The 19459-nt window shown below is 58.1% G+C and carries 16 protein-coding genes, 1 tRNA gene and 1 pseudogene; 8 read left to right on the top strand and 10 right to left on the bottom strand.

Features of this window, described 5'->3' with window-relative positions:
- Positions 1-4: 4 nt before the first annotated feature.
- From G359_RS04675 to G359_RS04695, 5 genes are all read right to left on the bottom strand, one after another.
- On the bottom strand, positions 5-517 hold the full coding sequence (locus G359_RS04675; RefSeq protein ID WP_045835191.1) for a DUF2271 domain-containing protein: 513 nt from the start codon (positions 515-517) through the stop codon (positions 5-7).
- A gap of 11 nt (positions 518-528) precedes the next feature.
- Positions 529-1182: a PepSY-associated TM helix domain-containing protein gene (locus G359_RS04680; protein ID WP_082072801.1), complete on the bottom strand. Its 654-nt coding sequence runs from the start codon at positions 1180-1182 to the stop codon at positions 529-531.
- A complete protein-coding gene (locus G359_RS04685) occupies positions 1182-1976 on the bottom strand; it encodes a tetratricopeptide repeat protein (RefSeq protein WP_052699182.1) in 795 nt (264 codons plus the stop codon). The genes G359_RS04680 and G359_RS04685 overlap by 1 nt, the downstream gene beginning before the upstream one ends.
- A complete protein-coding gene (locus G359_RS04690; protein WP_045835192.1) occupies positions 1973-2656 on the bottom strand; it encodes a Fe2+-dependent dioxygenase in 684 nt (227 codons plus the stop codon). Before G359_RS04690 ends, G359_RS04685 begins: the two co-directional genes overlap by 4 nt.
- A gap of 73 nt (positions 2657-2729) precedes the next feature.
- Complete coding sequence (locus G359_RS04695; RefSeq protein WP_052699183.1) at positions 2730-5180, bottom strand: TonB-dependent receptor; 2451 nt, start codon at positions 5178-5180, stop codon at positions 2730-2732.
- A 408-nt stretch (positions 5181-5588) separates the two neighbouring features.
- On the opposite strand from G359_RS04695, the gene G359_RS04700 reads away from it, so the two are divergent.
- The 5 genes and pseudogenes from G359_RS04700 (at position 5589) to G359_RS04725 (ending at position 9082) form a co-directional block, all read left to right on the top strand.
- The gene (locus G359_RS04700; protein WP_371199025.1) at positions 5589-5897 is read left to right on the top strand and encodes an ester cyclase; all 309 of its coding nucleotides are present in this window, start codon (positions 5589-5591) and stop codon (positions 5895-5897) included.
- Between the two features lie 90 nt (positions 5898-5987).
- On the top strand, positions 5988-6500 hold the full coding sequence (locus G359_RS04705) for a hypothetical protein (protein WP_156150671.1): 513 nt from the start codon (positions 5988-5990) through the stop codon (positions 6498-6500).
- Positions 6501-7516: 1016 nt separating this feature from the next.
- Positions 7517-8269, top strand: coding sequence for a helix-turn-helix transcriptional regulator (locus tag G359_RS19585; protein WP_082072804.1), 753 nt, complete (start codon positions 7517-7519; stop codon positions 8267-8269).
- Between the two features lie 262 nt (positions 8270-8531).
- Positions 8532-8645, top strand: a pseudogene (locus G359_RS04720) (NYN domain-containing protein); the annotation flags it as partial.
- A 50-nt stretch (positions 8646-8695) separates the two neighbouring features.
- Positions 8696-9082: a succinylglutamate desuccinylase/aspartoacylase family protein gene (locus tag G359_RS04725; protein ID WP_371199027.1), complete on the top strand. Its 387-nt coding sequence runs from the start codon at positions 8696-8698 to the stop codon at positions 9080-9082.
- Positions 9083-9216: 134 nt separating this feature from the next.
- On the opposite strand, the gene G359_RS04730 is transcribed toward G359_RS04725, so the two are convergent.
- The 3 genes from G359_RS04730 to map form a co-directional block, all read right to left on the bottom strand.
- Positions 9217-10800 (bottom strand): B12-binding domain-containing radical SAM protein, encoded by a 1584-nt coding sequence (locus tag G359_RS04730; protein WP_045837652.1) that lies wholly within the window; start codon positions 10798-10800, stop codon positions 9217-9219.
- A gap of 310 nt (positions 10801-11110) precedes the next feature.
- Positions 11111-12838: a sulfatase-like hydrolase/transferase gene (locus tag G359_RS04735; RefSeq protein ID WP_045835196.1), complete on the bottom strand. Its 1728-nt coding sequence runs from the start codon at positions 12836-12838 to the stop codon at positions 11111-11113.
- 274 nt (positions 12839-13112) lie between these two features.
- On the bottom strand, positions 13113-13871 hold the full coding sequence (gene map / locus G359_RS04740) for a type I methionyl aminopeptidase (RefSeq protein ID WP_045835197.1): 759 nt from the start codon (positions 13869-13871) through the stop codon (positions 13113-13115).
- Positions 13872-14387: 516 nt separating this feature from the next.
- Between map and G359_RS04745 the strand changes: the two genes are divergently transcribed.
- Both G359_RS04745 and G359_RS04750 read left to right on the top strand, forming a co-directional pair.
- Positions 14388-16325: a DEAD/DEAH box helicase gene (locus tag G359_RS04745; RefSeq protein WP_045835198.1), complete on the top strand. Its 1938-nt coding sequence runs from the start codon at positions 14388-14390 to the stop codon at positions 16323-16325.
- Positions 16326-16524: 199 nt separating this feature from the next.
- The gene (locus G359_RS04750; protein ID WP_045835199.1) at positions 16525-17352 is read left to right on the top strand and encodes a hypothetical protein; all 828 of its coding nucleotides are present in this window, start codon (positions 16525-16527) and stop codon (positions 17350-17352) included.
- A 311-nt stretch (positions 17353-17663) separates the two neighbouring features.
- Here the strand turns inward: G359_RS04750 and G359_RS04755 are convergent, their stop codons facing one another.
- On the bottom strand, positions 17664-18497 hold the full coding sequence (locus tag G359_RS04755) for an oxidoreductase (RefSeq protein WP_045835200.1): 834 nt from the start codon (positions 18495-18497) through the stop codon (positions 17664-17666).
- Positions 18498-18579: 82 nt separating this feature from the next.
- Here G359_RS04755 and G359_RS04760 point away from each other — a divergent pair, with 82 nt between their 5' ends.
- On the top strand, positions 18580-19227 hold the full coding sequence (locus G359_RS04760; protein WP_045835201.1) for a TetR/AcrR family transcriptional regulator: 648 nt from the start codon (positions 18580-18582) through the stop codon (positions 19225-19227).
- A 53-nt stretch (positions 19228-19280) separates the two neighbouring features.
- Here G359_RS04760 and G359_RS04765 read toward each other — a convergent pair.
- Positions 19281-19357 (bottom strand) — tRNA-Arg (locus G359_RS04765).
- Positions 19358-19459: the final 102 nt, after the last annotated feature.

Genomic DNA, 19459 nt, shown 5'->3' on the forward strand with positions numbered 1-19459 from the left:
GAGATTAGTGTTTGATCTCAAGCGATAGCGCGCCGATCTCGCTTTGGCCTTTCGCCTCGAGCTTGGTGGGATTTTCCAACGGCCATTGAAACGGGATGCGAAGAACCTCCCGGCCGCCAACCTCGCGTGCCGCTTCCACCACGAGTTCATACTGAACAGGGCTCAAGTCTTTGAGTAGCGGACCGTCACTCGCGAATTCGAGAGTATGTGTGCCGACCGGGCGAGTTGCACCCGTGACGCCATCAATGGGAACCTTCAGATCGCGACCGGCCCGTCTCCACCATTGACGCAGATCTGCGAGCCACTTCTCGCCTTCTTTCTTTTTGTTGGCGACATCATACCAAACGGCAAGATTTGCGGCGACCGAGTGATCCGGACGCTCCACCCATACCGCGATATAGGGTCGATGATATTCAGCCACATCGAGTTTCGGAATCTCGAGCTGAACTTGCAGATCAGCGCCAAATGCTGGGCTGGCGAGAAGTCCGGTCGCACCCAATGTAACCCAAATTCGCATGGCGTTCCTCTTCAGTGGATCAAAAAGATTGCAATTGCCAATGGCACCCCGATGCCGAAACCAACTAACGGCCATGTCGATGGACGGCTCTTTGCGAAGAGCTGCAATAAGACGAGGCCCGTGATCGAGAACACCACGCAGGAAACCGCGAATACGTCGATGAACAAGCTCCATGCCGCTCCCGCATTGCGACCTTTATGGAGATCATTCAGATACGAGATCCAACCGCGATCAGTCAGTTCCGAACTTGCGGCACCGCTTTTGCGATCAATACTCAACCAGCCATCGCCGCCGGGGCGTGGCAGCGAAACGTAAACTTCATCGTCGGACCACTCGGCCAACTGATCAGCGACTGCGATGCCCATATGCGCCTTTGCCCAACTGTTCACTTCCGCTGGCAACGGTGCTTTCTTTGCTGCCGGATCGGCTTTTAGAAATTCAAGTATCTTTGGTGGAACTATCGCCTCGTTACGGGTGACCACCGCTTTGGATGATATTGCTGCAGCGTGATTGAGAGTAATGCCCGTCACCGCAAACAACAGCATTCCGATCAGGCTGATGGCGCCGCTAATCCAATGCCATTGCTTGATCTGCCGCATCCATTCGGCGCGTCTGTTTGAGCGCGCCATGCGCTGGGCCGGTGTTAGCTTGTCGAGCGCGGCCATTACGTTCCGCCTCCTTCGATAGCGAGCACCACTTGGCGGATCTCAGCAATCGTTGACGTGCGAAGCACAGCCACCACTTCCCGAACAAAATCATCCGGCGCCGTAGCGAGAGATTTGGTCAGCCATTCGACGGCTTCATCGATACGACCGGCGCGACAAAGATAACGGCTCAAATGAAACTGCCCGCGAAAGCATCCGCGTTCGGCAGCTCGACGATACCAGCGCATCGCAGAAGAGGGCTTCGCTTGAACATCCCATCCTTCTTCACGGAACCGGCCCAGCATATTCATCGCTTTTGCATTGTCGCGCCGCGCCGATCTGAGCAACAAGGCGAGCGCGGCGCGATAGTCGCGTGCAACACCAACTCCCTTGACGAGCAAGTTTGCGAGATTGAACTGCGCCCAGTGATCTTGTTTATCGGCAGCGAGACGGTAGCTGCGCGCGGCTTCAGCGAAATCGACTGGGACGCCCCAGCCTCGCTCGTAGCATCGGCCGAGCATGTTGAGCGCCGCCGGGTCGCCTTCTCTTGCAGCGATTTCAAACCAACGGAATGCTGCATCGGGATCGCGCTCTGTGCCGTGTCCATTGAGCAGCATGTGAGCCCAAGCGCATTGACTTGCGATCGAGCCTTTGAGGGCTCCATCACGCGCCAGCCGCGCTGCTTCGACTGGGTTTTTCAGCTTTTGCTGGACGAAATATTCGAAGCTGACGTGTACGGGAACAGTATGCGATATCCGCCAACTGTCGGGCGACTGCGCGAAGTCGTCTTCGTCCAGAGATTCGTCAAAAGTCAAAGTTCGCCCCAGCGTCGCAGAAGATTGTGATAATGGCTGGTGAGGGCGACGACGGCGCGATTGTCGTCCGGCAGCAACTGCCGAACTTCCATGATGGCTTTGTCGAGCTCATAAAGCATCGTCCGCTGGCCGTCGTCTTTGACCATGGATTGGGTCCAGAAGAACGACGCCCAGCGGCTGCCGCGCGTGATCTTGCTAACGCTGTGAAGGCTGGTCGATGGATAGACGACCATGTCTCCAGCGGGCAATTTGATTGAATGACGGCCATAGGTGTCGTCGATCAGCAGTTCGCCGCCGTCATAGTCTTCGGGTTCCGACAGAAATAATGTCGATGAGACGTCGGCACGCATCCTCGCACCGGTCCCAGGAATACCGCGGATAGCGCCATCGACGTGTGCGTCGAAGGACATGCCCGTGTCGTAGCGATTGAACATCGGCGGCAAAACGCGAAACGGCAAGGCGACGGCTGTGAAGGTAGGGTTCCTGCCGAGTGCGCGGAGCACGATATCGCCGACTTCACGTGCAGCGGCCGAATCTTCGGGAATCTGAAGATTGTGCTTGGCTTTTCCCGCTTGTTCCCCCGCGGTTACTTTGCCGTCAACCCAACTGGCCTCTTCAAGAATTTTCCGGCATCGAGAAATCTCTTCGGGAGAGAGCACTCCCGAGATGCGAACGAGCATTCCTTCTTAACTCCACAACGAATAATGGGGAGCGCGGGGTGCGCTCTCCATGCAATTGGCTCGTAGATGACGATCAGAACTTCACGCCTGCGGTGAACGTAACCGAGCGGCCGGCACCCGGCGTGGCGCGAGACGAGAACGCGTTCTCGCCCTGGAAATAGCCGTCGTAGTACAGCTCATCCGTCAGATTGTAGCCGTTGAGCGCGAAGCGATAACGGTCGATCTCGTAGGAAACCATGCCGTTGAACACCAACGTTTGCGGCAACTTATTAGTCTCGTCATTGCGGATAAACATATCCTGGGCGTAGGTCACGCCGCCGCCAACCAAGAGCTTGCCCGGTACGTTGATCAGCGAAGCAACGTCATACGTCGTCCAGAACGTTGCGGCATTCTCCGGAACGCCGGGGACGTGATTGCCGATGAGAGTTGAGTCATTCGCGAACCTGATCTCGGAGTCCATGTGGGTGTAGGCGACAGCGACCATCCACTTGTCGGTGACCATGCCATTCACGCCGATCTCGACGCCTTCAACGCGCTGCTCCTCGCCCGATTGGACGATGCTTCCATCGGGTTGAGTGTAATAGGCATTCGACTTGTCGACGCGGAACGCCGCGGCCGAGATGCCTATTCTGCCGTCGAGAAGCGACCACTTGGCCCCGATCTCGTAGGACTCGTTTTCTTCAGGACTGAGGGTATCCTGACCGGCCGTGGTACCGATCGGATTCACGCCCTGAGTAATAAACTGCCCAGCCGGTGAAGAGGAAGTCGCCCAAGACACATAATAGGTCTGCTGCTTGGTCGGCTCCCAGATTGCGCTGAGCTTCGGGCTCCAGAAGGGGGTATAGGAACCGACTTCCGGATTCCAAACGCCCGTCGTCGTATTGGTCCATGAATAGTTGGCCTGATAGGCGTCCCAACGAATACCGCCGAGCAAAGAGAACTCCGGCGTGAGCCACATACGATCGCTCGCGAAGAGGGCATAGTCGGTCGCATTTGCCGCCTTCTTGTTGAGCGGATTGGGAACAACGACGTAGTTGTCGCTCGAGTAGTTGGGGTTCTGCAGCGTGCCGGGGATCTTCGTCGCAGCCCCGCCCGTGGTGGGGTTCACGTAACGCCCCGCGATGCGATCGTCTTCCTGGTGGAAGACGTCAAATCCCGCGACGGCCTCATGACGGAACCCGCCCACGTTGAGCTTCGCGATTGCTGTTGTGATATTCTGGAAGCCCCAGCTCTCCTGTTCGTATGAGCTGCCGCCACCGGCGCCAAAATAGTAGGGTGAATCGCCCGCCGGTCCGAAGAACGCTGCGCTACAGCCGTCAGTGGCGACGTTATTGACCGTCAGCGCACAGTTCGCCGCTGTCGTGCTGATATCGCGATCGAAGAATTCCAAGCGCGTGTCGTTGTTGATCGTCAGCCACGGATTGACTTTCTTCGTCAAGCGAGCGGTCAGCATGTCGACGGTCGTCTGGTCCCGGTCCGTGTCCTTGCCGAAATAATTGGATCTCGGAACTCCGAATTCCGTCGACGGCAAGCCAACCGTTGTGCCCGGCGCGCGCAGGAACGGCACGCCATAGTCCGGTACACGATCGTTCTCCTGATGGAGATAGTTGACCGTCAGCTCGGTATCGGTCCCTAAACCGAAGCCGATGGAGCCCAGGAAGCCCCAGCGATCGGAATAGACGTGATCGCGGTCGGCAATGTCCTGATTGTGATACATACCGACGGCGCGCGCGGCTGTCGTCGCGTTGATCTGCTTGTTGACGTCGATGATGGAGCGGACGAACGAATCCGAGCCGACCGTGATTTCCGCGCTGTTTGCATCACCCAAATGGGCGTTCTTCTGGCGAAGATTGATAGCGCCACCGGTGGTGCCCATGCCGAAGCTTTCGGAAGACGGGCCTTTCAGCACATCGACCTGCTCGAACGCGAAGCTATCGCGCACGTACACCCCGAAGTCGCGCAGGCCGTCGACATAGAGGTCGCCCTTGGCATCGAAGCCGCGGATGCGGAACTGGTCGCCGTTGAAGCCGCCGTTACCCTCTCCGACCGTCACCGTAACGCCAGGTACCGTGCGCAGCGCCTGATCGATGGTCGTCAGGTTCTGCTCCTGGAGCTGCTGCTGTGACACGACATTCACGATCTGCGGCGTGTCCTGATACGTGCCCGGCAGACGGCTAAGGCCAGTACCGGACTGCAGCGTATTGCCGCTCGCCGGCGTCACGCCGGAACCCGATCCCTCGGAGCTGGCTGCCGGAAGCGGAGCCACGGGGTTTGCGGTGCCCTCCGTCCCAGACGGAGGAGCTTTCTTCTGAGCGACCTTCTTCTTCTGCTTCTGCGATTTCGATACAACTTCGACTGGAGGCAGCGACGTTTCAGGCGTCTGCGCCATCTGTGCGCTCGCGCCACCGGCGAGGAACGCGGATGCTACACCAAGCGACAATGCGCCCAGGCCAGCTTGCTCTGATTTTCCGGAGTTTGATTTTCCGACGGCGCTCCAGCCCCGCGCCGATTCGTGTCCGAGCATTCTAGAAAGGCCCCCAAATCTGTTTTGATCCCCTGGGATCGCACAGAAATTCTTGGCTGGCGTGAAGCTGGCAACTTGAAATGCTCATGCGATCTTAGAGCTACGACTAGAAAAGCGTACTATTTGAGTCAACTTCTAAATCACAAAAAATTTGCGACCAATCACGACCAAAAGATCAATCATCCGCGGCTCCAATCGACGACAAGGCATCGAAAATTGCGCGTGCTCGTGCGCGTAGTTTGCGTCAGTTCTCGACGGCATAAAACCGATACGGATTTTTCTTCTGCGGCTTTTGGCGCGACGTATGGCAGGCCCGCGATCGGGGACCATCGATAACTACGTTGTCGAAGACTTCGTCATCACCACCGGCGGCAAGGAGATAAAATCGCGCGAGAGATTCAAGATTGGGTGGTGGACTTTCAGTCGCGCGTCGAAAATTTGCGCATCGAGGATCTCGAGACTTTTGCGAGCGCCGATGGAACCCGCACCGTCTCTCGCCTTCGGCTCACGGGAACCAACAATGGCATGATGGGGCTTCCTGCAGATGGACGGCCGTTCACGCTCACGGCGAACTCAATCCTCGCTTGTCGCGAGGACGGCAAGATCCTCCAAAATTGGGTCGAGCGAAACATTGAGAGGTCTACGGCGCACTCTCCAACAAGCCGTGACGTTGGCCCCAAATACGGCCGAGAGGGCCGCGTCATGACAGCAGGGTAGACAATTGGAAGCTGCAATCGTGATCGCGAGTGCCCGATTCTGAGCACATTATGATGTTGAACGTCGGGGAAACCACGGGGGATTTCTCTAGTGAAACATCGATTTGTGCTGATTTTCATGGCGGCAGCCATCGCGACTGTCTGTGTGCACCGTGCCGAGGCGGAACCTATCAAAATTGGAGGCCAGTCGATGAGCTGCGGCTCAACGCCTGTGTTCTCGAATTCCAGTATGCCGATGGAAGGTCGGTTCGTGCCGGGCAAGGGAATTTATATTAACCATGCGCTGATGCAGCAACAGCCGGCGACGGTCCAAATGTTCGTGTTCAAGCACGAATGTGCACACAAGTCCGTCGGCGGAAATGAACTCGCCGCAGACTGTGGCGCTGCCCAATCGGGTGCGCGCGAGAAATGGCTGACGCCGGCGGGCATCGACACGGTGTGCAAAGCATTAGCTGGCGAACCTGCGGGCGGGGGATATCCGTCCGGAGTCGCACGATGCGCCAACATACGAAAGTGCTACGCCAATTCGTCAGCAAAAATTGCGTACCAGAAAGCTAATATACAGAAATCGGCCGGCAGCGGCCGACTTCGGTCCGGATATTGAAATCCGCATATTGAAAAAAGTGGCTGACGGAATTTTTTCGTCAGCCACATCGATATTGCTTTAGCGGCGGAAGCCACCCCTCCAGCCTGCACCGCGCCAACCCCAGCCACGTCTGAACCCAACGCCTCGCCAACCATATCCGGCGCCCCTCCAGCCTGCGCCGCGCCAGCCGTAGCCGGCTGCTCTCCAACCCCATGGTCTCCGCCAGCCCCAGCCGGCTGCCGGGTAGCCTGCCCTCCAACCCCAACCTCTGCGCCAGCCCCAGCCAGCGCCTACTACTGGATAGGCTGCCCTCCAACCCCAACCCCCGTCGCGCCAGCCCCAGCCGCTGCGCCAGCCGTAGCCCGCAGCGACCGGATATGTTGAATCGCGAAAGCCATATCCTGCACGCCAGCCGCATGCTTCTGCCGATGTCGCGAGGGTGCCGCTACCAAGCGCCAGCACCATTGCACATATAGCCAATTTGTTTTTCGAAGCATTTCCGATAGCCATTTATTGTCTCCTTAAGCTACCCGAGCGCTTTTGCCGCTCACCGCCCCAACTAGAGCTTTGCTTCGCAGTTCCCTCGTTCGCTTCTGTATGCTTAAGCAATTGATTCGCAGCGTCGCGTATGGCCATCGCTTTTATTTGAGACAGCAGATATGCGGAGAACCAAGCGCGGTGTGCGCCTCCTACGTTTCGGGATGCTGAACTAAAAAAGCGGCGGACAGCATTCAAAAAAACTCCGTCTACAGCCCGGTTTGATTGCTTGCGATGCGCTTGAAAGATCGCGCGCAGTGTTCTCAGATGCACTCTTGGCCCGATAACGCCGACCGCGCCGGAGACGCATTCAACAACGGCTTATGACTCAAGCGATATCCCAGATTTTACGCTCACTTTACTATTCGGAGTCGTCGTCAGTGCGCTGATCGAACAATAAAGCCGATAAAGAAAAAATTCGGCAAACGCCAAAACGGAACATCGGCAGGACGGGTCTGAATTCGACACTAGGCCATTAAAGCTGAGCGCCGGCACCCATGCATTCCAAGGTTCTAAAGCTTGGTTCAGAAATGCTGCGATTTATTAGCAGCATCGATAAGCTCGAAACGCCAGACGCGCTCCTGGATGGCTTGCACAAAGCCACGCATTCAAACGCTTCAGTCAACGTGCTTGGCGCCGCGCTTTTTCCTGTGCGGTGGGGTGATTGGAACGGTTTTGAAAAACGCAAAACCATCTTCCTCCACAAGTGCGTGTCGGACGCTTGGTGGGAGGAATATACCGAACTGACTAGAAAGCATCCTGGGCCCAGCGTCATGTTCGCTCAACTTTCTCTCGCTCCATTCACGTTGTCAGAAATCATGCGAACACTCGAGCCACTGGGCATTGACCGATGGCCGATTGATCTCGCGCAGAAATATGGAATGCGCGACAGTTTCAATTGCCCCGTGGGTGGCAGGTGGGTGGTTACATTTTGGTCGCCGAAGGTATTAGGACTGTCCGAGGAAATTCGCGCCGTCCTATTCATGGGCGCGACATTCACCGCTATCCGCTTACAAAAGCTCGTTGGACCCCAAGTCGGGCGGATCGGTAAAGGTTACGCGCTGACGCCACGTGAACTCTCTGTGCTGCGGCTAATCTCAATCGGGCATTCAATGAAAGAGGCCGCTTCCACTCTTGAGCTTGGCGAGGAGACCGTCCGCAGTCATCTCAAAAAAGCCCAAGCCAAACTTGCCGTTCACGACCGAAGTCACGCAGTAGCTCAAGCGCTACGACTGAATTTGATCCCCTAGACTAAGTCTCCCCCAAATCGGGGATGACACTGCCGCTAAACTTTGGCCAATGTCACAGCGTTGCGATGCTGAGGGACGGAGGAAGAGCAAAAGCAGTGTTTTCTCTTTTGCTCCGCCGAGTGGGGCCGGAGCGCCAAGTCGGGGCGGGTTGGCCTCTGCAATCCCGGGAGCCGCGTTCAACGGAGCCGTTTGCGGCTTCGCGGCTTCCGGGATTGACTGATTTTGCAGAGGTGGTTTCGGATGAGTATTGAAAGTGAGCAATATCTATCCGGCCGAGCGCGTCGCACTCTTCATTGATGGTGCAAACTTCTACGCAACCGCGAAGTCGCTCGGGATAGATATTGATTTTAGACGGCTGCTTGGATTTTTCCGTCAAAACCGTGCTTCACGCCCGAAGTTGGTGCAGCGCGCATCCTTGATACGGATATGATCGCTCTATTTGTTGAAGGCACGTTGAACGTGCTCAAACATTATGGAGTGGTCAGCGGGCCCATAGGCCGAACCGCCGCGGATGCAAACGTGCTCATCGGCAACGCAGCGTTTCCGATCATCGCGACGCACGGCGGCTTGGTTGAATTTCACGCAAAGCTCAACGATGAAGTCAAAGCCGGCGAGATGATTGCCGTGCAGCGAAATATGTTTGGCGAGGTGGTCGCGGAATATACGTCCGCGGTGAACGGCAAATTGGCAGCCTATCGCACTGACGCTTCGTCGGATCCCGCCAACGTGTTGGCCTTCATCCTATTCAGTCAACCAAGTTCGCTCCCGCAGAGTGGGGCGCAGCACTACAGCGAAAATTCTTACCCCGAGTAGTGGCTTTGTCGGTGCGCGGCTCGTCGCCGAAGTTCGTTAACCGAGGCCATCGTCCCGCCAGCGCACAGCGAAGATGATCTGCACGCCAACAGCTCAATGAAAGCACTGATGTTTGAATCCAAGTCGGACCAGGGCTATTCGGCTGCGATTGCTGGCTCAAGTAGCCTTGCAGAGTAGTGCGAAGCATTGCGCCGTCCTGCGACTGCCTCGCGAGAAAACATGATGAGATGATGCGCCACGAGCGGGACCGCGATAAGATTCTCTATGTCCCCGCGTCGCAGCAGTGGTCGCGCAAACTTCCAGAATTCCTTGCGATAATTGCTGCGGACGCCGACCTCCCAGATAATCCGACACAGCATGTAGACGGCCCGGCGAATGTTGCGAAATGACAGCCGTTGCGGGCTGTTTGGCAGCTTGATGCGATGCGGATAGGTTTCGCGGATCTGATAGGCAAAGCGTGCGAACACCGCTTCGGGTCGATAGGCGCGGTCCATACAATCTCTCCAGGTGGCAAGCACCTCCTCGTATGGGAGTTTGAAATCCACATTGGACTCGCGTGAGTCGTCGTGAATCAGCCGCCCTTCGCGCGCGAGCCGGTCCCATAGCGGGGTTCGCGGCAGCGCCTGAAGCAGGTTGATGGTCAGCATCGGAATATTGGAACGTTCGATGAATTCGACCAACGCCTCGCCGGAATTCGCCTTGTCTGTGTCGAGACCAAGGATGATGCCTGAGACCACTTCTAATCCGTAACTGTTGAGGGTTCGGATCGCCTCAACGATCGGCACCATCAAGTTATGCTCTTTCGACATGGCCCGCAGCGCGTCTGGGTCCGGCGTTTCGATACCGCAGAACACCGTTCCGAATGAGGCCTCCCGCATCAGCTCAAGTATCTCGGGCCGCTTCGCGATGTTGAGAGTGGCTTCGCAGGCAAAATAGAACGGATAGCCATTGCGTTTCTGCCATTTCACGAGATGGGGTAAGAGCTCTCGAACTGCCCGGCGGTGCGCAATAAAATTATCATCGACGAAATAGACCGCTCCATTGGTGCCGCGCGCCAGCAGGATATCCAGTTCGGCGATGATCTGTTCCGGCGTTTTGAGCCGCGGAGTTCGGCCGTAGAGGCCAGGTATGTCACAGAATTCACACTGATACGGGCAACCACTGGAGAATTGGATGCTGCCGATGAAATACCGTTCGAGCGGCACGAGCCCATATGCCGGAATCGGAAAGTCGCCAAGCTCTCGCCGTGCGCGAGTCGTCAGGACAATCTGCCGAGTAGGGCGGGACGGATCGCGCGCCAGCCGCGAGATCACTTCGTCGGTAGCGTCTCCGAGTTCGCCCACGTGTAGGTAATCGAACTCAGGATATTGTTCAGGACAAGCCGAAACGGAGGGCCCTCCGAGTACGGTCGTCTTGCCATACGCGTGAGCACGGCGGCAGATATCATTTATTTGGGGACGCTGGATGTGCATGCCGCTGACGAACACGGCATCGGCCCATGCGAAATCCTCGGCTGTCGCTGGTTCAAGGTTCTCGTCGCAAAAACGGACGTCCCAAGTCGCCGGAAGCGCGGCCGCCACAACGAGAAGGCCCTGCGGTGGCATGAAGGCACTCACGCCATCTAATAACGGAAACGAGTACTCGAAGGTCCCGAAAGATGGCGAATAACGGGGAAACACGCAGAGGATTTGGCGACGCTCGGTCGGCAAGCTTGTCATGCGATGCTCCAGGCGTTCGTGGACCGTGGGCAGGGGACGCTCGTAGGGCGATTCGGGTTTGCGGTGCAACTTGCTGCAAAGAAGAAGTGGTGGAAATCGCGCGATATGACGGTGCGGCCGTAGAGGAGATTGGATGAAGCCGACCACTACGGCGCCAGGAAAGGCAAAATCCTTCCTCGATCGTGAGCGCGGCTCTGGTTCAGATGTGGACCTTCACGTGAAATCGCTCAGGCGTCCGAAGAGTGAGACGCCGGTCATCGCATGTCTTCTAGGAGAGACGTGGTGCGGTGGAAGGGGACTGATGCTGGGCTCAGCGTGCCTCGATCAGACCGGAATCCATAAGCCTCCGGTGAAACGCTAGGATCTCTTGCGACTTCTGGCACGTAAAGTAACGGCCGTCGCAAAGCGCTAGCAGGCGCAACCGCTCTTGGTAGGAATCAGGCAAGGGCAAACGTGCAGCCTGCAGCATGATCGTGCCGAGATAGGGCACATCGACAACGTCGACCTCCGGCAAGGGTGGAGGATTATAGTTCACGCCATCAACGGAATAGTAAGTCAGCAGGCCGCGACTGTCAGGCGTCAGCTTGATGTCTTCCGCGAACGAACTCGCGTCGAAGCCGAGCAGTGTGCGCGTTGCGATCGGTTGGTGGTCACCGTATTGCACGATGAGGAAACTCTCGTTTGGAAAACGTTTCGAGAGCGTAGTGCGAAATTCGTCGTAGTCCATGTGCGCTAAGCTGAGACGGCGCAGATATTCATTCAATTCCGGATCTGTTCCGGGACCGCCGCCCGAAACGTGGACGTCGGGCTCATACGTCTTGTTGTAGGGAAGGTGCGTCGCCGACGTTATTATGAACGTGAAAAGCGGGCTATTCGACAATGCAATGTGGCGTTTGATGTCGTTCAACGCGTTTGCGTAGTAGAACCGATCGCGCTCATCGAAGCGTTTTGCCCCCTGCGCTCTGTAATCGAAAATCTCAGGCATCCCAACGGTCGCGTAGAAGCGATCGTTGGAAACGAATGCCTTCGGAACCGGATAGAAGACGCTGTTGTGATATCCGCAGCGGGCCAGGACCTGCGGAACGGCGTCATGGATCTTCCCCTGCATGAGCGATTGAACGAACGTGCGCATCCCGCCAAATGAATAGGAAGATACGCCAGCGAGGACCGAGAATTCGGTGAGCCAGGATGCTCCGCCGTAAGTTTCCACGCGCAGTTTGTGCAGGCGTCCGTCGAACGACTTGAAGAACGGGTCGAGCCCGTGGTCGTAACTGATTTCGGAGAAGTAGGAGGGAGGAAAGACGCTTTCCTGGTGTATGAGGATGATGTGCGGCGGCTTCTGGTTGAGAGCGCATGTCGGAATTTTGAAGGGCGGCATCGGTTGCGATTTTAGCGCGTCGAACAACTGGCCTTTCCACAGCGTCTGCAACGTCTCCGACCATGATGAATAAAACGACGAAACGTAGAGATGGTCCCAGAAAAACTGCGTATTCCGCGGTTCCCCTTTCGCGTAGCTCGCTCCCACGCCAAGGGCCACGCAAATGATGAACAGCGCGCCACTCAGGCGACGCGGGACCCGTGAGCCGTCGATGCGCCAGAGCAGTAGGCCCAAGACGAGGGCGACCGTGATCATCGCCAGAAGGGCGAGCAACATCGATTTGTGGTCCGTCCAGAGGTAGACGATTGTCGACCAGGACGTCAGATAAAACACCACGTCGTAGGCATGCAGCACCATCTCGATGTAGTGCTGCTTGATATCGGATGCGATGACGATCGACGCGACCAAGAGTGCAATAAGCGTGATCGAAAAAAGGATGCGCCGTGAAAGAAACGTCAGCGCACATATTAGAGCCGCGGTGATCGCTCCTGCGAAAATGATGGTTTCGCACCAACCTTCATAACACCAATGATAATAAGCAAGACCGACTGCAATTGCGCTCGTTGCATACCAAACAGTGGAAGCCGAAAGCTGACGCTGAAATGGCTGGTCACCGATGCGCGTCAGCGACCCGGTCTGGTCAATCAGTTCGACACTCATGGGACTGCAATCGCCTTCAAGACCCCCGGCCGGCGGGCAAAATAGCGTAGCTCTCGGCCGCTTTAATTCAATACGTTTCTCCGCATTCGGCTTCAGATATATTTTGGATGATCATGAATTGACCGCATGCTGCAATGCAACCGTCCGGATTGACGTTGGTTCGCACAGACTCACTCCATCGTTGGAAGCGATGTGTCTTCTATTCCGTCAAAGCGGAGATGAGCACTGCGCCGTTGATGACCCTTATGAGTCAGAAGCAACCGTGGCCCGAGATCTACGCGGGTAAGGTCACGACCAGGGGCCCGTTACGCGTCGCGACGACGGTGTGCTCGTATTGCACGGTCGGTGCTCGGGGGCTGCTGAAGAGCGTCCACGCATCTCCAGCTTCGCCTCCATCCTCCGCCCACTCAGCGCCAAGCGAAAGAAACGGCTCCACGGTGAAGACGAGGCCTTCATTCATGATCCGCCGTTCGGATTGAACCGGCCAGGTTGCGATCTCCGTCGGCTCCTCGTGCAATGAATGCCCGACGCCGTGGCTGGCAAGATTTTGAACGAGCGTATAGTGATTTCGGCGAGCGAACGCGCCGATCGCCTTTCCGATGTTGCCGAGCGGCTTGTTCGCGCCGATCTGCCTGATGCCAGTCCACATGGCTCGTCGCCCATCGCGGCAAAGGCGCTCGATCGCTTTCGAGACCGGCGGCACGGCGAATGATGCGCCCGTATCGGCAAAGACACCATTCTTTCGCGCGGAAACGTCGATGTTGATCAGATCACCCGCAGCAATCCGACGGTTCCCCGGAATACCGTGAGCGATCTCTTCGTTGACACTGATGCAGGTCGCACCTGGGAAACCGTAGCAAAGCTCGGGAGCAGATGTGGCCCCTGCTCTTTCGAGAAGAGCTCGACCCAACTCGTCGAGCTCGCCCGTCGTCATTCCTGGCTCGATGGCCCTTCCCATCGCTGCCAGTGTGTTGGCGACAATGCGGCCGATCTCCTTGAGCCTGTCGAACTCTTCATCGCTTGAAATCGTCATTCGCTATCCCTCAATTGGTGTGAAGTCATACGCACGGGACAAGCTTTTCGCAAACACCTCCAGCTCCTGCTCGGACATTCAAAGATCGAGAGCACCGTGCGCTACCTCGGCATCGAGGTGGATGACGCGATCGAGATCGCTGAGAGATCGACATCTAGCCGCCTTACTCGGGCAGAGCACGGAGGCTCTGCCTAACCTGGATTGCATCAGAAGCGTTTGCGATGGTCCGACGGGTCAGATCCGCAGACCCCTCGAAAGCGGTCATGGTTACGACTGGCTCGGGCGAGGGCGGTTCAGCACGGCCAAGAGTCCCCTTTTTGGGATTTTCCGGCCGAAAGGCTTACGTGGCCGAAGTTTGTAGGAGACTAACTAACATTCGAAGCGCGCCAACATGCCTGCTAGCGGTAGGGCCGAATACCGGCTAGGCAATGCAAAATTGCGACATTCTTAGCGATGTGCGCCTGCCGCTCGAACAGAGCCCGGCGGGCTTCCTCCATTCGAAAAGTCTACCCAATCATGACCTTCCCGTCGGTTCATCCCGCGCTCGGGCGCGCAATCGTAGCGCGCGGCTACTCGGCGCCGACCGCCGTGCAACTCGCCGTTCTCGATCCCACCACGGTGGGGCGCGATTTGCTGGTCTCTGCCCAGACCGGCTCCGGGAAAACGGTCGCCTTCGGACTTGCAATAGCGCCGACGCTGCTTGGAGAAGCGGAACGTCTGCCGCAAGCCGCCGAGCCGCTGGCCCTTGTCATCGCTCCAACGCGTGAGCTTGCCATGCAGGTTCAGCGTGAACTCGACTGGCTCTATGCAGACACCGGAGCGCGTGTCGCGCTTTGCGTCGGCGGCATGGACGCGCGTGCGGAAGCCCGCCAACTCGGCTTCGGCGCCCATATCGTGGTCGGCACGCCCGGACGCCTGCGTGACCATTTAGAACGAAGACGGCTTGACCTGACGAAACTCGCAGCCGTGGTGCTCGACGAGGCCGATGAGATGCTCGATCTCGGATTCCGCGAAGATCTGGAATTCATTCTCGACGCGACCCCCGCAACTCGCCAGACGCTGCTATTCTCAGCCACCATGCCGCGCGAGATTGAAACGCTGGCGCGCCGCTACCAGCGCGACGCCGTTCGCATCGAGACGGCAAAGCGCAACGAGCAGCATGCCGACATCGACTATCGCGCCATTCGCGTGGTGCCGAGCGACACTGAAAACGCCATCGTCAACGTACTTCGGTTTCATGAGGCCGGCGCCGCGATTGTGTTCTGCTCGACGCGTGAAGCCGTTAAGCGGACGCACGCGCGCTTGTCGGAACGGGGCTTCTCTGCCGTAGCACTATCGGGAGAGTTGACGCAAAACGAGCGCACGCATGCTCTGCAAGCGCTGCGCGATGGCCGCGCGCGCGTTCTCGTCGCGACCGATGTGGCGGCGCGCGGGCTCGACCTGCCGGCTCTCGCGCTCGTCATTCACGCCGATCTGCCCAACAATACCGAGACGCTCCTTCACCGTTCGGGTCGTACGGGCCGGGCCGGCAACAAGGGCCTGTCTATGTTGATTGTGCCGTTCAACCGCCGGCGCAAGGCCGATGCTCTGCTGGCTGGCGCCAAGCTCAAGGTCACGTGGGGTTCGGCACCGACTGCTGAGGAGATCCGCGCACGCGATCAGGAGCGCTTTCTGGCCAGCTCTATCTTCACCGATCCCGCGACGGACGAGGATTTGAAGCTTGCGCAATCGCTTCAGGCCAGCCGTACCGCAGAAGAGATTGCTCTCGCTCTTGTCCGCATCCACCGTGCCCAGCTTCCCGCGCCGGAAGATCTTACTGAGGATACCGGTCCGCCGCCGCGGCGCGATGACCGTGCGCGAGCACCACGGGATCGGGTCGACCATAGACAAGTACGCAGTCATGCGCCGCAAGGCCGAGACGAGCGCGCGAGCACGCATCCGAGAGACAGCCGCTCCACGCGCCCCGTGCGGGATCAGGGCCGCGAGATGGTGTGGTTCCGGGTTGATATCGGCCGCGAGCGTAACGCCGAGCCCCGCTGGCTGCTGCCGCTTCTCTGCCGCGCCGGCAATGTGACGAAGGCCGAGATCGGTTCCATCAAGATCTTCGACCGCGACACGCGCTTCCAGATCGCCGCGGAATTCGCAGACAAGTTCGCTGATGCCGCGCGCGCCATGAAGCCTAACGAGGGGCGGATCTCGCGCATCGGCGCCTCCATGGAGGACGACGGGGCCAAAGCCGCAGCCTCGTCACATCCGGAAACGGGTCCGCGCGCGAAGACGCCATGGCGGGATCGAAACAAAGAGAAAGCCGGCGCCCATCCCCATCGAAAGGGTGACGCGCCAAGAACTCATCCCAAGGGCACTGGACCTCACCCCGGTTCGTCAAAATCAAACGGCGAATATAAGCCTGGGTCAAAATACTCCCATAAGAAGAAGCACCGCCCGGCCTCGTAACCTTACCGCCGCATTCACGTGCCTCGGCGGCACGAAGGTTAGGGAATAAACGCGAAGCTTGCGTGTCTCGCCTCTCCAGCTCCTCCCTACGATCACTCTAGGAACCTTGCCTTAGGTGTGCAGGTAATTAGGCAGTAGAATTCGGTAAGCGGGAACAGCCTGTCTAATCTTGAGATTAGTCACGCGATGGAGTCTTGCGATGCTGGAAGGCAGTCAGCGCCCGCTCACGAAGCCGCAGTGGTGCGCCGCACTGGCATGGGCCAGCCTTGCGGCTCTTACTGTTGGGCTCGTCTCCGCCTCCGCCGAAGAAACCGACAAAGCGCAAAAGGCGCCGGAGCAGATCCAAGCAAACCCGGCCGCCGAAAGCGCGCCGCCAGCGATGGCGCTCGAGACATTTCTCGACCGCCTCATGATGGCGGAGTCAAGTGGCCAAAATACTGCGCGCAATCCAGGTTCCACTGCCGTCGGCCCATTTCAATTCATCCAGGAAACGTTTCTCGATATTGTCCGACGGCACTTCGCCGAGGAGACGATATCGCTATCGGCCGTCGCGCTGCTAGCACTGCGCCAAGACCGCGCGTTCGCCCGGCGAGCCGCGGAGGCATACACAAAGGACAACTCCGCACATCTTGCGAGAGAAGGCCTGGCGACGAGCTTCATCAATCTGCGCCTCGCATACCTTGCAGGTCCAAGCGGCGCCGTGCGCGTGTTGCGCGCGCTGCCCGAAACGAAGGTCTCGGTGCTGCTCAGTTCATCTGCTATTTCCGCCAATACCTTCTTGGCGCAAATGACCGCCCAAGAACTCATTACCAAGTGCGCGCGCGATCTCAACGTCGATCCCGCCAGCGTGGCCGGCGTTGCCGCGGACAGTTCGCCCGGCGCCCAGTCAGGTCGCCCGAAGATCGACGTGAAGTGCAATCAGAAGCTGCCGTCCTGCCGGCGTTGGGTCGCACTTCGCTTAGCGCAGCCCGACCGGAAGCTGGGGCGAAGCCAGGGTCGGTCGTCGGCTCACTCAGCGCAGAGATGATGCACGTCGCCGCAATGTTCTCTTCGGGCTCATTTGCTATCGTTTTGAGATGGCGGTCGAACCGTCCTCCACCGCGATGCGGAAGATCACCGCGGTAGTGGCCGGTGCGAACGCTCTCCTTCCGGCATTTCGTGCCGCTCCGCGAGTTGTCGACTAAAATTTCGCCCTACGCGAACGCCTCAGACCGGCCTCTCGTCTTCGCACCGAGGGCGAGGAGAAGCAACTGCGCTTCAAAGACGGCTAGGTCGAGCTTTTTGAATTGCAAGCCGCAGCGTAGCGTCTTGATAGGGCGCAGATGCTTTGCCACTTGATCACGCGAAATCGGTCGAGAGAGACGTCTTCTGCCAAGTGGCTATTTCCGTCTTCATGCTCTCGATCTTGTCGCCGACGAGCTTTAGAGCATCACCCCCAAGGAAAAGGCGGGTTGGGGGACTCTCGGATTCAACGAGGGCAAGCAACGCTTGCGCCGCTTTGGCCGGATCACCCGGCTGATTTCCGTTTTTGGTTTGGCGGGCCGTCCGGATGGGATCCATGATGGCGTCATAGTCGGAGATGGTGCGCGGGGCGCGTTCCATGGAACGGCCTGCCCAATCGGTGCGGAATTGGCCAGGCGCTAGCGCTGTTACAAAGATGCCAAGGGGCCGGACTTCCTTACCGAGCGCTTCGGAAATGCCCTCGAGGGCGAACTTGCTGCCGCAGTAATAGGAAATGCCGGGCAACGTGATGAAGCCGCCCATCGACGTGACGTTGACAATGCGGCCGGAACGGCGCTCGCGCATTCCGGGAAGGACGGCTTTGATCATCGCCACCGGCGCGAAGACGTTGGTTTCGAACTGCCTGCGAAGGTCATCCATGGAAGATTCTTCCAGGATGCCCTCCTGACCATATCCCGCGTTATTGACGAGCACATCGATGGCCCCGTGCTTGCGTGCGATTTCGGATGCGGTCGAAACAACGGCATCGAAGCGAGTGACGTCGAGGATGACCGCGTGTGCCCGCCCCGGTGCGAGAGCCTCGAAGGCCCCCGCCGCTTCCGGTTTGCGAACCGTACCGATGACGGTGTGGCCCGCACCAAGAGCGCCTTCCGCAAAAGCTTTGCCGAGTCCCGAGCTAACGCCGGTGATGAGAAATGTTTTGTTTTTCATGGATCGCCTTTTCCTATGGATGTAATATCAGGATATGATATCTATATCATGATATAGAATTCAACCAGAGAGAGCTGGGAAGATGATCCGCGATAAGTCGTCGCTAAGAGAGCAAAATCGGCGCGCCGCGCGGGAAGCGGTTCTCGACGCTGCCGAACGGCTTCTTGAAAGCAGCGACACCGCAGATTTCAGCATGCGGTCCTTGGCAGCGGAGGCGGGAGTCGGCTTCGCCACGCCTTTCAATCATTTCGGAAGCAAGGCCGCGATCATGCAGGCGCTCTCGATGCGGCTGATAGGGCGGATGGAAAAAACGTTCGCCGAAACAACCCCAAGGGGCGACGCGGTCGACCGCGTTTTGAAAATGGGGCGTATCGCCGTAAACGTTTTGCGTGATCGAGCCGACGTTTCAAAGCGGATCGTCGGTTCGCTTGGGAGCGCGACGGGAGAACCCGGCGCAGTGATGGGGCAATCAACGAGACTTTGGGCAACGGCGCTCGGTGACCTCAAAGGAATTGCCGTAAACCGCCAACCGTTGGCGAAGACTCTTCTTCCTCGGCAACTGGCCTACAGTTTTCGGGGCTGCATCTCGTTTTGGGTGGCGGGAGAGACTGGAGAAGATGAACTCGAGCGTGCCTTTCAGGAGGCGGCCGCGTCGCTGATGCTCGGATTTTTGGTAGAGGACCGGCGCGGCAAGGCGCTCACCCTGCTGGAGAAAACGGTTCGGCTCTAAAGAGAAGCGTCAGGTCGCTGGGGCTCTGAGGGGTGCCCGGTCTTGTTCGCAAATGGCGCACCCGGCAGGATTCGAACCTGCGACCTTCGCCTTCGGAGGGCGACACTCTATCCAGCTGAGCTACGGGTGCCTTCGGCGAGACTGATAGCCCATTCGTTGATGGGCCGCAAATGCAGTCGCCTGCGGCCCGCTGGCTTATGGAGAATTGGCCGCGAATTAAGGTGAGACTTGG

It is taken from the genome of Hyphomicrobium sp. 99, from assembly GCF_000384335.2.
Classification (GTDB): domain Bacteria; phylum Pseudomonadota; class Alphaproteobacteria; order Rhizobiales; family Hyphomicrobiaceae; genus Hyphomicrobium_B.